This window comes from Desulfonatronum parangueonense, assembly GCF_054656975.1.
The window spans coordinates 4,507,203-4,522,841 of the sequence record NZ_BAAHXH010000003.1; the positions used below are offsets into that span (position 1 = coordinate 4,507,203).

The following is a 15,639-nucleotide window of genomic DNA, read 5'->3' on the forward strand; positions in this document are numbered from 1 at the left end:
TATATCATGAGTGTCACCAAAGAGCAGGTTGTCGATTTTATTGCCAATATGACTGTCCTTGAACTCTCCGAGTTCATCAAGGAACTCGAAGAGAAGTTTGGTGTTTCAGCTGCAGCTCCCGTGGCCGCTGTTGCCGCTGCTCCCGCAGCCGCCGATGCACCTGCTGCCGAAGAAAAGACGGAATTTGACGTCGTCTTGACCAGTGCCGGTGGAAACAAGATCAATGTGATCAAGGTCGTCCGCGCGTTGACAGGTCTGGGATTGAAGGAAGCCAAGGCCAAGGTTGATGAAGCTCCTTCCGTGATCAAGGAAGCAGCCGCCAAGGCCGACGCGGAAGATGCCAAGAAACAGCTGGAAGAAGCCGGCGCGACAGTCGAGCTGAAGTAATATTTGCCTTGAATTTCTTTTCAGGAAGTGTGGTTATTCCACACTTCCTGTTTCCGTTTGGTGAGTCAGGGCAGTTTTTCCGACAGACTGATAATCCATGATGTACACCCGCAACAATTCTTTCCTAAATTATTCAGCATTCATAGAAAGTACGGTTTTGCTTTGATATCGGCTTCGCAAGCATGGGCTGTCTTGCCTCACACTTTGCGCTGAAAAGGGTTCACAGGCATAAAGGCGATGGAAATAAAGCAATACCCGGAACACCGGAACATTCAAACATAGATGGTACTCCACATAAGGCGAGCCCGAACCTGAACCTGGATGACGGACAGAACGTGCTGAACTGTTGAATCTTTCCAGTAAAAGGGCATTTCATGTACACTTTTGATACGTGATCATGACGTCTTATCACTACCAACAGATACACGCCTTTTTGCTTTTCAACCTAATAAAATATCGATCTGGATAAACGACTGAACAGCACATAAACTATTCATTGGCGTTCAATCATCATCGTTTCTATTTTTTTACTTCTTAAATGATTTTCGCGAATGAATCAATATCTCGTACAACGTTCTTTTGAACTGAAGCCGCATTGCGTCAGTTTTTGACGCATACTCTCCGACAACCTTTCCGGCGCGTCCCACGCGCTTCTTTATATAACTTTTTAATAGCACTACGTTGAGGGTGACGATGACACAACTTGTGAAAAAGTTTGGCAAAATCCAAAGTGTTCTCAATATTCCCCATCTCCTCGAGCTGCAGACGCAATCCTATCACCATTTTTTGCAGAAGGATATATCGCCGGCCGCGAGGGCAGACGTTGGACTTGAAGGGGTGTTCCGTTCGGTTTTCCCCATCCATGACTTCAACAAGACGGCAACACTTGAATTTGTCAGCTATGAAATAGGCCAACCCAAGTTCGATGTCCCGGAGTGTCTGGCCAAGGGCCTGCATTATGAGGCACCGGTCCGGATCCGTGTTCGCCTGGTGGTTTTCGACGTTGATGAAGAAACAGGGAACCGCTCCATTCGCGACATCAAGGAGCAGGACATCTATTTCGGTACCATACCGTTAATGACTGAAAAGGGCACCTTCATCATTAACGGTACTGAACGTGTAATCGTCAATCAGCTGCAACGATCCCCTGGAATCATTTTCGAGCATGATTTCGGGAAAACGCATACCAGCCGCAAGGTGTTGTATTCATCCCGGATCATTCCCATGCGCGGCTCCTGGCTGGATTTCGAGTTCGACCACAAGGACATTTTCTATGTCCGGATCGATCGTCGCCGGAAAATGCCGGTGACGATTCTACTCAAAGCCATGGGCATGACCAATGCCGATATCCTGAGTTATTTCTATCAGACGGAGCATTATGAAATTGAAGGAGATCGGGTTTTCAGGGAAGTCCAGGAAAAACTCGTCCGCAAGGAACAGCTTTTTGCTGATGTCACTACCGAAACAGGAGAGGTACTGGCAACCGCGGGCTCGATGATGAAGCCACGGACCTGGAAAAAGATTCTTAAATCCGGGATCCAGCGCATTGAAATCGACCCGGAATCCATCCTTGGGCAGTACCTGGCGCAGGATATCGTCCATCCGGAAACAGGTGAGGTTCTGGCTCTCGTGGGCGATGAAATCACGGAGCCTTTTCTTGAACAATGTCGCGAGGCTTCCATTCATCGTTTGCCGATACTGTACGTTACCGGCGTGGAAGTTTCCGCCACGATCCTGGAAACGCTGTCACTGGACAAGACCACGGATGTTGAAACCGCCCAGGTCGAAATTTTTCGTCGTTTGCGGCCCAGTTCGCCGCCAACGCCGGAGGTGGCGACAACCTTTTTCGACAATCTTTTCCGCAACCCGGACTATTATGACCTCTCACCCGTTGGTCGCTACAAATTGAATTCCCGGCTCGGTCTTGACGTTCCCCTGGATCAACGTACCTTGACCAATGACGATATCCTGAAGGCGTTGAAGCATCTTGTTGAACTCAAGGATTCCCATGGGCCTTCCGACGACATCGACCACCTTGGGAATCGACGGGTTCGACCGGTGGGTGAGCTGGTCGAGAATCAATACCGAATCGGGCTTGTGAGGATGGAGCGGGCCATCAAGGAAAGAATGAGCCTCCAGGATGTGGCCACGTTGATGCCCCATGATCTCATCAACCCAAAGCCCGTGGTGGCCGCGATCAAGGAGTTTTTCGGAACGTCTCAGCTGTCACAGTTCATGGACCAGACAAATCCGCTCTCCGAAGTGACCCACAAACGACGCCTCTCCGCTCTCGGACCAGGCGGTTTGACCAGGGACCGGGCTGGATTTGAAGTTCGTGACGTCCACACCAGCCATTACGGCCGAATATGTCCCATTGAAACTCCGGAAGGGCCGAACATCGGACTGATCGTTTCCATGACCACGTTTGCCCAGGTCAATGCTTTCGGGTTTATCGAAAGCCCGTACCGGATCGTGAAGAACGGGCAAGCAACGCAGGATGTCCTGTTCATGGACGCATCCAAGGAGGGGCCGGAGATCATCGCTCAGGCCAACGCCGAACTGGACAGCGAAGGCCGGTTCGTGACCGATATCGTCACTGCGCGTCTCAAAGGCGATTTCGCGCTGGTGAACAAGGATGAAGTGACCTTGATGGACATTTCTCCCAGCCAGATCGTTTCCGTGTCTGCTTCCTTGATTCCGTTTCTGGAGCACGATGACGCCAACCGCGCTCTCATGGGATCGAACATGCAACGTCAGGCCGTGCCTCTTTTGCGCTGTGAGCGGCCCATTGTCGGCACCGGCATGGAAAGCATCGTGGCCCAGGATTCCGGCAGCTGCATCTTGTCGGCCGGGGACGGCATGGTACGGTATGCTGACGCGGAGCAAATCGTGGTCAGCTATGAGGGCGATCTGTTTCCTGAAACCGGCGGATTGAAGGTTTATGATCTGTTGAAGTTTCACAAATCCAACCAAAATACGTGTTTCGGCCAGAAGCCTCTTGTGGTTGAGGGCCAGACGGTCCGCAAGGGTCAGGTCCTGGCCGATGGGCCGGGAATCCAGCAGGGGGAACTGGCCTTGGGCAAGAACCTGCTCGTGGCCTTCATGCCCTGGTGCGGGTACAACTTTGAAGACTCGATCCTGATCTCCGAACGCGTGGTCAAGGAAGATGTTTTCACCTCGATGCATATCGAGGAGTTTGAACTGGTCGCCCGGGACACCAAGCTTGGACCTGAGGAGGTCACCAAGGACATTCCCAATGTCGGGGAAGAAATGCTGCGCAATCTGGACGAGAGCGGCATCATCCGGATCGGTGCTCCTGTCCAGCCCGATGATATCCTCGTTGGAAAGATCACGCCCAAGGGCGAGACCCAGCTCACCCCGGAAGAGAAGCTGTTGCGCGCCATTTTCGGAGACAAGGCCAGGGATGTGAAGAATTCTTCGCTCAAAGTGCCGCCAGGTATCGAGGGCACGGTCATCGACGTGCGGGTGTTCAATCGGCGCATGGGCGATAAGGACGATCGTTCCAAGGTCATTGAAAAGCATAAGCTGACCCGTCTGGAGGCCAAGGAACGCCAAATCATCGCCGGTCTGACCGATGTCATGCGTGAAAAGATCTGGAAGATAGTTGATGGCAAACGACTTGCCCAGACATTGATGGGCAAGCGCAAGGGCGAAGTTCTCGTTGAAGCCAATATGTTCATGAGCAGGGAAGTGCTGGACCAGGTCGCGGTCAAGAAGCTCCCCGGATTGTTCGTGGTCAAGGAAGTGAACGAGCAGTTGCAGGAAATGATCGAGGACTATGATCGCCAGATCGCCTTTGTCCAGGAAGCATACAAGATCAAGAGCGAGAGGATTACCGAGGGCGACGATTTGCCGCCTGGCGTGATCAAGATGGTCAAGGTCTATGTCGCGGTCAAACGCAAGTTGTCCGTGGGCGACAAGATGGCCGGACGTCATGGAAACAAGGGCGTCGTCTCCTGCATCCTGCCTGAAGAAGACATGCCTTTTTTTGCCGATGGAACCCCTGTGGACATTGTCTTGAATCCCCTGGGCGTGCCTTCGCGGATGAATATCGGGCAGATCATGGAAACCCATCTGGGATGGGGCGCGTTTGAACTGGGCAAGCAGTTGGCCCGGATGATCGAGCGTGGCGACGACGTGGCGGACTTGCGCCGGGAGATCAAGGATATTTTCGACTCGGACAGCATTTCCGCCCTGGTGGATGAACTGGATGATCAGGGCTTTGTCTCCGCGGTCCGGGAACTGCGCAGGGGCATCATTACCAAGAGTCCTGTCTTTGACGGCGCGCATGAGGATGAGATCTGGAAGTGGTTGAAAAAAGCCGGGTTGCCTGAAGACGGCAAGAGCGCCCTCTACGACGGCCGCACCGGGGAACTATTCCATAACCGGGTTACCGTGGGCAGCATGTACATTCTCAAATTGCACCACCTGGTGGACGAGAAGATCCATGCCCGCTCCACCGGCCCTTACTCCCTGGTTACCCAGCAGCCTTTGGGGGGCAAGGCCCAATTCGGCGGACAGCGACTGGGCGAAATGGAAGTCTGGGCCATGGAGGCATACGGCGCCGCCCACGTGCTGCAGGAGTTTTTGACGGTCAAATCCGACGATGTGACCGGTCGCGTGAACATGTACGAGAAGATTGTCAAAGGCGACAACTTCTTGGAAGCCGGTTTGCCTGAATCCTTCAACGTTCTCATTAAAGAGCTGATGTCGCTGGGACTCGACGTCACGCTGCTCCAGGAAGAGAAAAAGAAACGCCGCGGACCAGCCTCGTAGCGACACATCAGCCTAGGCAAATTCTGACGTCCGCGGTTTCCACATATAGCGATTCGAGTACCCAAGGGGACGATATTATGACATTAGACGAACTCTTTTCCATGCGGGGAAGTTCTTCGACAACGCCCAACAGCAAGAGCCTCAAAGGCATCAAAATATCCATCGCCGCGCCGGAAATCATTCGTGAATGGTCCTTCGGCGAGGTCAAGAAGCCTGAAACCATCAACTACCGTACCTTCAAGCCGGAGCGCGACGGACTGTTCTGCGCCAAGATTTTCGGTCCAGTGAAGGACTATGAGTGCAATTGCGGCAAATACAAACGGATGAAGCACCGCGGAATCGTGTGTGAGAAATGCGGCGTGGAGGTGATCGCATCCAAGGTTCGCCGCGAGAGAATGGGGCATATTGAACTCGCATCCCCCGTGGCCCATATCTGGTTCCTGAAAAGTCTGCCTTCAAAGATTGGAACCCTTTTGGACATGACCATGGCTGATCTGGAGAAAGTCCTGTATTTTGATTCGTTCATCGTTCTGGACCCGGGACAAACCAATCTCTTGAAATATCAAGTTATCTCTGAAGAGCAGTACTATCAGGTCATCGAGCATTTCGGCGAGGATGCGGTCAGCGTGGGCATGGGGGCGGAATCCATTCGCAAGCTGATCGAGGAATTGGATCTGGCTGCACTGCGCTCGGAATTGCGTGAAGAGGGCGCCAAAACCAAATCTCAGACAAAGAAAAAGAAGGTTGCCAAGCGGTTGAAGATCATCGAGGCCTTTCTGGAATCCGGTAACAAGCCGGAATGGATGATCATGGAGGTCATTCCGATTATTCCTCCGGAATTGCGGCCGCTGGTGCCGCTGGACGGCGGACGTTTCGCCACCTCGGACCTCAACGACCTGTACCGCCGGGTCATCAACCGGAACAACCGCCTCAAGCGCCTGATGGAACTCGGCGCACCGGACATCATCATCCGCAACGAGAAGCGGATGCTCCAGGAGTCCGTTGACGCTCTTTTCGACAATGGACGGCGTGGGCGGCCCATCTCCGGGACCAACGGGCGGCCCCTGAAGTCCCTGAGCGACATGATCAAGGGTAAGCAGGGTCGTTTCCGTCAGAACCTGTTGGGCAAGCGGGTGGATTATTCTGGGCGATCAGTGATCGTGGTCGGGCCGAAGCTGAAATTGCACCAGTGCGGCCTGCCCAAGAAAATGGCCCTGGAACTTTTCAAGCCGTTCATTTACGCCCAGCTGGAAAAGCGCGGTCTGACCACGTCCATCAAGGGCGCGAAAAAGATGGTTGAACGCGAGGACGTGGTGGTCTGGGACATTCTGGAAGACGTGGTTCGGGAATACCCGATCATGTTGAACAGAGCTCCCACGTTGCACAGGCTCGGCATCCAGGCCTTTGAACCGCTGCTGGTGGAAGGAAAGGCCATCCAGTTGCACCCGCTGGTCTGCACCGCGTTCAACGCGGACTTTGACGGCGATCAGATGGCCGTCCACATTCCCCTGTCCATCGAAGCCCAGATTGAATGCCGGGTGCTGATGATGTCCACCAACAACATCCTCTCCCCCGCCAACGGCGTACCGATCATTGTTCCCAGTCAGGACATCGTTCTCGGTCTGTTCTACCTGACCGTGGACCGGTCCTTCAGCCGCGGCGAGGGCAAGGTTTTCTCGAATCCCGCGGAAGTCGCCCTGGCCTATGACTCCGGCACGCTGGATCTCCATGCCAGGATCAAGGTCCGCATGGACGGCCGTCTTGTGGAAACCACGCCTGGCCGAATTCTGGTGGGTGAAGTGCTGCCGAAAGGCGTCCCGTTTGAACTCGTCAATCAGTTGCTGAACAAGAAAAGCATTGCCCGCTTGGTCGGCGAAGCCTATCGGCGCGCGGGCATCAAGGCCACGGTCATCCTTTGCGACAAGCTCAAGGACATGGGGTACGAGTTTTCAACCAGGGCAGGGCTTTCCGTTGGTCTCATGGATTTGATAATTCCCGAGCAAAAGGACGTCATCCTGACGAATTCCTTTGATGAGGTGAAGCATATCGAATCCCAGTACCGGGACGGAATCATCACCCGCACGGAGAAATACAACAAGGTCGTCGACGTCTGGACCAAGGCCACCAATGATGTCGCCAAGGAAATGATGCGCAAGATGTCGCATGAGACCTTGACCGACGAGAAGAGTGGGCGCGTCGAGGAAAACGTCAGCTTCAATCCCATCTTCATGATGGCCACCTCCGGGGCGCGGGGCAACCCCGACCAGATGCGCCAGCTGGCGGGGATGCGCGGCTTGATGGCCAAGCCTTCCGGCGAAATCATTGAAACGCCCATCACTGCGTCCTTTCGTGAAGGGCTGACCGTGCTGCAGTACTTCATTTCAACCCACGGCGCTCGGAAAGGCCTTGCGGATACGGCGCTCAAGACCGCCAACTCCGGATATCTGACCAGACGTCTGGTGGACGTCGTCCAGGATGTGCAGATTTATGAAAAAGACTGCGGCACCGTGGACGGCCTGGAAATCGGGCACATGATCAAGGCTGGTGAAATCAAGGAACGGCTGAGCCAGCGCGTCGCGGGTCGGCTGACCATGTTCGACGTCTTTGATCCGGTCACCGACGACGTCATGATCCCCGCCAATACCCTGATTGATGAACAGTACGCCCAGAAAGTGGAAACCTCCGGCTTGAACACCATGACCGTGCGATCCGTGGTTACCTGCAAGAGTCCGCATGGCGTCTGCGCATCCTGCTACGGCCAGGATCTGGCGACCGGAAGAGTCGTCAACGTCGGCGAGGCGGTGGGGATCATCGCGGCCCAGTCCATTGGCGAACCGGGAACGCAGTTGACCATGCGCACGTTCCACATCGGCGGTACTGCATCCAAGGAGATCGAACAGTCATCGATCACTTCCCACTTTGTTGGCCGGGTCATTCTTTCACGGGTGAAAACGGTGGAAAACGCCGAGGGTCATGCCCTGATCATCAATAAAAGCGGACAGTTGAGCATTGTGGACGACCAGGGCCGCGAGCGTGAGAAATACACGCTGCCCTTGGGCGCCAAACTGTTCGTCCAGGATCAACAAGAAGTTGAAAAAGGGAAGCTCTTGGTGGAATGGGATCCCTTCAACGAACCATTTGTGGTCGACGTCGAGGGCATGGTGCGCTTTTCCGACATCATCGAAGGAAGAACGTTTCAGGACAAGATGGACGAGACCACGCTCAGAACCACCAAGACCATCATTGAGTACCGTACGACCAACTTCCGGCCCGCCATTGCCATCCACGACGCCCAGGGCAACCAGGTAACGCGTCCGGGCACGTCTTCTCCGGCCATGTTCCAGTTGCCCGTGGGCGCCGTACTCATGGTCCAGGACGGCGATCAGGTTCGACCCGGCGACATTATCGCTCGAAAGCCTCGAGAGACGTCCAAGACCCGCGATATCGTCGGCGGTCTGCCCCGGGTCGCGGAGCTGTTCGAAGTGCGCAAGCCCAAGGAACTCGGTGTCGTATCTGAAATTGACGGTATTGTTTCTTTTGGCCCGGATGCCAAAGGCAAACGCAAACTCATCGTCACGCCGGACACTGGAGAGCCCAAGGAATATCTGGTGCCCAAAGGCAAGCACATTACCGTGCAGGAAGGCGACCTGGTCGAGGCTGGGGAACTTTTAACCGAAGGCTATCCGGAGCTGCACGACATCTTGAAAATCAAGGGCGAGAAACAGCTTGCCAAGTACCTTGTCGAGGAAGTTCAGGAGGTCTATCGTCACCAGGGCGTACAGATCAACGACAAGCATATTGAGGTCATCGTCCGCCAGATGTTGAAGAAAGTGCAGGTTATTGATCCGGGTGAAACGCCTTTCCTCCTTGGCGAACAGGTGGACAAGCATCGTTTCATGAAGGAAAACCTTCGCTGCGTTGAAAGCGAACTGCAGCCTGCCGTGGCGGAACCGTTGGTGCTTGGAATTACCCAGGCCTCGTTGAATACCGACTCCTTCATATCCGCCGCATCCTTCCAGGAAACCACCAAGGTCCTGACCGAAGCCTCATTGCGGGGCAAGGAAGACTACCTGATGGGACTCAAGGAAAACGTTATCGTCGGCCGTCTTGTTCCTGCCGGAACCGGATACCGAAAATATACGGATTGCGAAATCCAGGTTCCGGACCAGCCCGAACGTGAAGATTCCTTTCTTGAGGAACTGGAAGACAATCATTTGCTGGTTGGCGATTATTGATTGCCTGTTTCGACAGCGGGAAAGATCAGGTCGTATCCGACTTGATCTGGTTCGATCAACGGATGAAGGACTTTGTCCTTCATCCGTTTTTGTGACGAGTGCCATTCTCATCCGAGTTCAAGTTTGCCATGGTTTACGCCTTGCAAATTTGATGATGACGCGGCAATCAGCGCCTTTTCCGAAGTGACCGGTCAGGGCAAAGCTGCTTCGTCTGGGTGCGAAGGAACCATTCCAGGTTCATGGAAATCTACGCTGCAGAAAAAATATTCTTATACGTTTGGATTTTTTTTGAGGCTGCTTGAGTAACTCTTTGTAATATTGATAAAAAATGGTCATGTCTCCAGTTGTTTTTGCGTTGGAGACCACATGCGCTTTGACAGAGTACAGTGAAAGGGTTGACATCCTTCAGGCAAGATAATAAACATCCCCTCTTTTGACGTTCAATCTGGAGACGAAAGAAATGCCCACGATAAGTCAGTTGATTCGCAATGAGCGAAAAAAAATTGAGAAACGAAAAAAAACCCCGGCCCTGCAAAGTTGTCCGCAGCGGAGGGGCGTTTGCGTCAGGGTCTATACGACCACGCCGAAAAAGCCCAACTCAGCATTGCGCAAGGTTGCCAGGGTTCGTCTGACCAACGGGATTGAGGTGACATCGTATATTCCTGGTGAAGGACATAATCTTCAGGAGCACTCCGTTGTCATGATCCGCGGTGGTCGTGTCAAGGATCTGCCTGGGGTTCGTTATCATATCGTGCGTGGCAGTCTGGACACTTCCGGAGTGCAGGACAGGCGCAAGGGGCGTTCCAAATACGGCGCCAAACGTCCTAAATAATAAAGGATCAGAATCATGCCAAGAAAAGGACCAATTCCAAAGCGGGTGATACTGCCTGATCCAGTATATGGCAGTCAGTTGGTCACCAGGTTCATCAATCGTTTGATGTACGGTGGAAAGAAAAGCGTTGCCGAGGGCATATTTTTTAATGCCTTGAATTTTTTGGCTGAAAAGACGCAAGAACCGCCATTGAAATCATTCGAGCAGGCAGTGGACAATGTCCGCCCGCAGGTCGAGGTGAAATCGCGAAGGGTCGGTGGGGCCACATACCAGGTGCCCATTGAGGTGTCTTCCAGCAGGCAGACGTCCCTGGCCATTCGCTGGCTGATCAACTATTCGCGCAATCGCGGAGAAAAGGGCATGGTACAGCGTTTGGGCGCGGAGTTGCTGGATGCGTATAACAATCGCGGCGGTGCCGTAAAAAAGCGTGAAGATACGCACAAGATGGCCGATGCCAACAAGGCCTTCGCGCATTACCGCTGGTAAGTAAGGATAAATTGTGTCTAGAACCGTACCCATTAGTCGCCAGCGCAATATTGGCATCATGGCCCATATTGACGCCGGAAAAACGACAACAACTGAACGGATCTTGTTCTACACCGGTGTTTCGCACAAAATCGGCGAAGTCCATGACGGCCAGGCAGTGATGGACTGGATGGTCCAAGAGCAGGAACGCGGGATTACCATCACTTCGGCGGCGACAACCTGCACCTGGAAAGACCATCGCATCAATATTATCGATACGCCTGGACACGTCGATTTTACCGTTGAGGTTGAACGTTCCTTGCGCGTGCTGGATGGCGCTGTTGCCGTTTTCTGTGCCGTGGCCGGCGTTGAACCGCAATCCGAGACAGTTTGGCGGCAGGCTGACCGATATAAAGTTCCGCGGCTGGCTTTTATCAACAAGATGGATCGTACCGGCGCGGACTTCTTTCGGGTCCTGGAAATGATCAAGGAACGATTGAAAGCCAAACCGGTTCCCCTCCAGATTCCCATTGGTTCGGAAGAAAATTTTGCAGGAATCATTGATCTTATTCAGGGCAAGGCGCTGTTCTTTGACGACGGCACCATCGTGGCGAAGGAATATGCCTATGTTGATATCCCTGATGAATATAAAGACGAGTACGATACCTGGCGCCAGGTAATGCTGGAAGCCGTAGCGGAAGAAGACGAGGAACTGCTGGAAAAGTATCTTGGCGGCGAGGAACTGGATCCGGAGGCCATCAGCAATGCAGTTCGTCTGGCGACGATCAGCATGAAGATTTGTCCGGTGCAATGCGGTTCCGCGTTCAAGAACAAGGGCGTACAGCCCCTTCTGGATTCCATCGTCTCCTACTTTCCCAGCCCGGTGGACGTCGCGGTCATGAAAGGCGTTGATCCGCATACAGGTGAAGAAATCACGAGCCCGTGCGATGACGACCTTCCCTTGAGTGCCCTGACCTTCAAGCTGGCTAATGATCCGTATGTAGGCCATTTGGCTTTCCTGCGCATCTATTCCGGCCGGATCGAAAGCGGAATGACCGTTATCAACGCGACCAACGGCAAGAAGGAACGGATCGGCCGGCTGTTGAAAATGCACGCCAACAAGCGTGAGGACATCAAGGAAGCCTATGCCGGCGATATCGTCGCCGCTGTTGGTTTGAAGCATGCCTCCACGGGTGACACCTTGTGCGCCACGGATCGCATCGTGATGCTCGAATCCATGGACTTCCCCGAACCGGTCATCGAGGTGGCCATCGAACCGAAGACCAAGGCCGATCGCGATGCCCTGAGCCAATCGCTTGCCAAACTGGCCAAGGAAGATCCTTCTTTCCGGGTCAAGAGCAATGAAGAGACGAATCAAACTCTGATCGCCGGGATGGGCGAACTGCATCTTGAGATCATTGTCGATCGACTGACTCGCGAGTTCGGCGTCAATGCAAATGTCGGCCAGCCTCAGGTGGCATACCGCGAAACGATAACGGCACCGGTCAAGCAGGAGACTCGGTACGTCAAACAGAGCGGCGGCCGTGGTCAATATGCGCATACGGTTCTTGAACTCGAACCACAGGAACCTGGCGGCGGATTTGAGTTTTCCAACTCCATCGTTGGCGGCGTGATTCCCAAGGAATATATTCCCGCGGTTGAAAAAGGCATCAAGGATGCCATGAGCTCCGGAGTCCTGGCCGGATTTCCCGTCGTGGACATTCGAGCCAATCTGGTCTTTGGATCATTCCATGAAGTCGATTCTTCGGAGCAGGCGTTCTTCATTGCCGGCTCCATGTGCTTCAAGGAAGCCTGCCGCAAGGGGAAGCCCGTTCTTCTCGAACCTGTGATGTCCGTCGAGGTCCTCTCACCTGAGGATTACCTTGGCGATGTCATGGGCGATCTCAATGGACGACGTGGAAAGATCACCAATTTGGAGTCAAGGCACGGAACACAAATCGTCCGTGCGCATGTTCCATTGAGTTCCATGTTCGGATATGCGACGCAATTGCGCTCCATGAGTCAGGGGAGAGCCAGTTACAGCATGCAATTTGATCATTATGAGCGAGTACCTGCGCAACTCGCCGAAGAAATCATTTCCAAGCGGAAGTAGGGGGAACATATGGGCAAGGCAAAGTTTGAGCGGAACAAGCCGCACGTAAATGTCGGCACCATCGGCCACATTGACCACGGTAAAACCACGTTGACCGCCTCGATCACCAAGATGCTCAGCATCAAGGGTGGAGCGAGTTATGTTCCTTTCGATCAGATCGACAAGGCTCCTGAGGAAAAGGAACGCGGCATCACCATTGCCACGGCTCACGTTGAGTACGAGACCGCCAACCGGCACTATGCCCACGTGGACTGCCCCGGTCACGCCGACTACATCAAGAATATGATCACCGGCGCGGCGCAGATGGACGGCGCAATTCTTGTTGTCGCCGCCACGGATGGTCCCATGCCCCAGACCCGGGAACACATTCTCCTGGCCCGCCAGGTCGGCGTACCGTGTCTTGTGGTGTTCATGAACAAGGTTGATCTTGTGGACGATCCGGAACTTTTGGAACTGGTCGAGCTGGAAGTGCGTGAGCTTCTCTCCAAGTACGGTTTCCCCGGCGACGATGTGCCCGTGATTCAGGGCAGTGCTCTGAAGGCCCTGGAATCCGACAGTCCGGACAGCGACGAAGCCAAGTGCATCTTTGATTTGATGGCCGCCCTGGACAGCTACGTCCCTGAGCCGGTTCGCGATATCGACAAGCCTTTCCTGATGCCCATTGAAGACGTGTTCAGCATTTCCGGTCGCGGTACCGTGGTCACCGGACGCGTGGAGCGCGGCGTGATCAAGGTCGGCGAGGAAGTTGAGATCGTCGGCATCAACGAAACCCGCAAGACCGTCTGCACCGGCGTTGAAATGTTTCGCAAGCTGCTGGACCAGGGCCAGGCCGGCGACAACATCGGCGCTCTTTTGCGCGGCGTGAAGCGCGAGGACGTGGAACGGGGCCAGGTGCTTGCCGCTCCCAAATCCATTACGCCCCACCGTCGTTTCGTGGCTGAGGTGTACGTTTTGTCCAAGGAAGAAGGCGGGCGCCATACTCCCTTTTTCAGCGGATATCGTCCCCAGTTTTACTTCCGGACCACGGACATCACCGGCGTGGTGACCTTGGCGGAAGGAGTTGAAATGGTCATGCCCGGGGACAATGCGACGTTCAACGTTGAATTGATCGCTCCCATTGCCATGGAACTCGGCGTCCGTTTCGCCATCCGTGAAGGCGGCCGCACCGTGGGCGCCGGCGTCATCTCCGAAATTATTGAATAAGGCATATGATCATGAATAGCGACCGTATTAGGATAAAGCTGAAGGCTTTTGATTATCGAATCCTGGACAAGGCTGTAGCAGAGATAGTTGATACGGCACGAAACACCGGCGCCGGACTGGCCGGTCCGATTCCGATTCCGACCAATATTAACAAGGTTACCGTCAACAGGTCGGTGCACGTCGACAAAAAATCCCGCGAACAGTTTGAGGTTCGTGTCCATAAACGGCTCCTGGACATTCTGGAGCCTACCCAACAGACAGTCGACGCCTTGGGGAAGCTGAATCTTCCCGCCGGTGTTGATGTCGAAATCAAGTTATAACGAGGATCGGTCATGTCGAATACTCTAGGAATACTTGGCCGTAAAATCGGGATGACCCGCATATTCGGGAGTGATGGAATGATCATTCCCGTCACGGTGATTCAGGCTGGACCTTGTCCGATTTTGCAGGTGAAGGATCAAGCAAAGGATGGATACGCATCCCTGCAGGTCGGATATCAAGAAGTGCCGGTTGCAAAATTGAACAAACCGCAAAAAGGTCATCAGGACAAGTCCGGTGCTGGTTTTTTTCGTCATGTGCGAGAATTCCGAATCGACTCCGTAGATGGTTATGAAATCGGTCAAGCCTTGAACCTGGACATGTTTGCTCCAGGTGAAAAAATCAAGATTACCGGCACTTCCAAAGGCAAAGGCTTTGCGGGAGTCATGAAACGTTGGGGATTCGGCGGATCTCCGGCGTCCCACGGCCATGAAAAGGTACATCGCAATGCCGGCGCCATCGGCAACAATACCAAGCCCGGACGTGTCATCAAGGGCAAGAAAATGGCCGGACACATGGGTGCTCGTCGCACGACATACAAGAACATTGAGATTGTCGCCATACGGGCTGACGACAATGTTCTTCTGGTGAAAGGCCAAATTCCCGGACCTAAAAACGGTCTTGTTATTGTAAGAAAGCAACGCGCGTAAATTTAAAAGGTGGATGAAATGGCTGTGGTCGATATATTCAATCAGCAGCGGCAGATTGTGGGTGAAATAACGCTGGATCCGGAAGTCTTTGAAATTGAAGCTCGTCCAGAGATTCTGCATTTGGTAGTACGGTCACATCTGGCCGCAAAACGATCAGGTACCGTTGGTGTCAAGACGCGCTCCACAATCCGTGGAGGCGGGCGAAAGCCGTGGCGGCAAAAAGGTACCGGTCGTGCACGCGCTGGTTCGAACCGTTCGCCCATTTGGCGTTCCGGAGCGGTCACGCATGGTCCCATGGCCAGGGATTATTCATTCAAGGTGAATAAGAAGGTCCAGAAGCTGGCCATGCGCATGGCGCTTTCATCCCGCCTGGCTGACAAGGATTTGACGGTTGTCGAGGAATTTCAACTTGATCAGATCAAAACAAAACAGGTTTCCGAATTCATCCAGAGGTTTGATCTCAGGAATGTCTTGATTGTCGTTTCCCAAGTCGATACCAATCTCGCCCTTTCCTCGAGAAACATTCCCGGTGTTTCCGTGCAGACCGCCGATGGGGTCAATGTCTACGAGATGCTTCGTCATCATCATGTCATGGTTTCTTCCGCGGCTGTCGAGTCTTTTCAGAAGAGGTTGAAATAA

The 15,639-nt window shown here is 53.7% G+C and carries 10 protein-coding genes; all 10 read left to right on the top strand.

Annotated elements, in window-relative coordinates:
* Window positions 1-6: 6 nt before the first annotated feature.
* The 10 genes from rplL (at window position 7) to rplD (ending at window position 15,639) form a co-directional block, all read left to right on the top strand.
* Window positions 7-387 carry a 50S ribosomal protein L7/L12 gene (gene rplL / locus ACYQ15_RS20185; protein WP_092118141.1) on the top strand — a complete coding sequence of 127 codons (381 nt, stop codon included), beginning with the start codon at window positions 7-9 and terminating at the stop codon, window positions 385-387.
* A 693-nt stretch (window positions 388-1,080) separates the two neighbouring features.
* Window positions 1,081-5,184, top strand: a complete 4,104-nt coding sequence (gene rpoB / locus ACYQ15_RS20190; protein WP_459939277.1) for a DNA-directed RNA polymerase subunit beta — start codon at window positions 1,081-1,083, stop codon at window positions 5,182-5,184.
* A 77-nt stretch (window positions 5,185-5,261) separates the two neighbouring features.
* On the top strand, window positions 5,262-9,419 hold the full coding sequence (rpoC, locus tag ACYQ15_RS20195; protein ID WP_459939278.1) for a DNA-directed RNA polymerase subunit beta': 4,158 nt from the start codon (window positions 5,262-5,264) through the stop codon (window positions 9,417-9,419).
* A gap of 460 nt (window positions 9,420-9,879) precedes the next feature.
* Window positions 9,880-10,251 carry a 30S ribosomal protein S12 gene (gene rpsL, locus ACYQ15_RS20200; RefSeq protein ID WP_092118150.1) on the top strand — a complete coding sequence of 124 codons (372 nt, stop codon included), beginning with the start codon at window positions 9,880-9,882 and terminating at the stop codon, window positions 10,249-10,251.
* A gap of 15 nt (window positions 10,252-10,266) precedes the next feature.
* Complete coding sequence (gene rpsG / locus ACYQ15_RS20205; RefSeq protein ID WP_092118153.1) at window positions 10,267-10,737, top strand: 30S ribosomal protein S7; 471 nt, start codon at window positions 10,267-10,269, stop codon at window positions 10,735-10,737.
* 13 nt (window positions 10,738-10,750) lie between these two features.
* Complete coding sequence (gene fusA, locus ACYQ15_RS20210; protein WP_459939279.1) at window positions 10,751-12,829, top strand: elongation factor G; 2,079 nt, start codon at window positions 10,751-10,753, stop codon at window positions 12,827-12,829.
* A 9-nt stretch (window positions 12,830-12,838) separates the two neighbouring features.
* A complete protein-coding gene (tuf, locus tag ACYQ15_RS20215) occupies window positions 12,839-14,032 on the top strand; it encodes an elongation factor Tu (RefSeq protein ID WP_459939270.1) in 1,194 nt (397 codons plus the stop codon).
* Window positions 14,033-14,037: 5 nt separating this feature from the next.
* On the top strand, window positions 14,038-14,352 hold the full coding sequence (gene rpsJ, locus ACYQ15_RS20220; protein WP_092118160.1) for a 30S ribosomal protein S10: 315 nt from the start codon (window positions 14,038-14,040) through the stop codon (window positions 14,350-14,352).
* Between the two features lie 12 nt (window positions 14,353-14,364).
* Entirely contained in the window at window positions 14,365-15,000 is a 636-nt protein-coding gene (gene rplC / locus ACYQ15_RS20225; RefSeq protein ID WP_459939280.1) for a 50S ribosomal protein L3, read from the top strand.
* Window positions 15,001-15,018: 18 nt separating this feature from the next.
* Complete coding sequence (gene rplD / locus ACYQ15_RS20230) at window positions 15,019-15,639, top strand: 50S ribosomal protein L4 (protein WP_459939627.1); 621 nt, start codon at window positions 15,019-15,021, stop codon at window positions 15,637-15,639.

Coding starts and splice junctions, on each gene's coding strand:
- rplL (WP_092118141.1), top strand. CDS start 7: ATGAGTGTCACCAAAGAGCAGGTTGTCGATTTTATTGCCAATATGACT.
- rpoB (WP_459939277.1), top strand. CDS start 1,081: ATGACACAACTTGTGAAAAAGTTTGGCAAAATCCAAAGTGTTCTCAAT.
- rpoC (WP_459939278.1), top strand. CDS start 5,262: ATGACATTAGACGAACTCTTTTCCATGCGGGGAAGTTCTTCGACAACG.
- rpsL (WP_092118150.1), top strand. CDS start 9,880: ATGCCCACGATAAGTCAGTTGATTCGCAATGAGCGAAAAAAAATTGAG.
- rpsG (WP_092118153.1), top strand. CDS start 10,267: ATGCCAAGAAAAGGACCAATTCCAAAGCGGGTGATACTGCCTGATCCA.
- tuf (WP_459939270.1), top strand. CDS start 12,839: ATGGGCAAGGCAAAGTTTGAGCGGAACAAGCCGCACGTAAATGTCGGC.
- rpsJ (WP_092118160.1), top strand. CDS start 14,038: ATGATCATGAATAGCGACCGTATTAGGATAAAGCTGAAGGCTTTTGAT.
- rplC (WP_459939280.1), top strand. CDS start 14,365: ATGTCGAATACTCTAGGAATACTTGGCCGTAAAATCGGGATGACCCGC.
- rplD (WP_459939627.1), top strand. CDS start 15,019: ATGGCTGTGGTCGATATATTCAATCAGCAGCGGCAGATTGTGGGTGAA.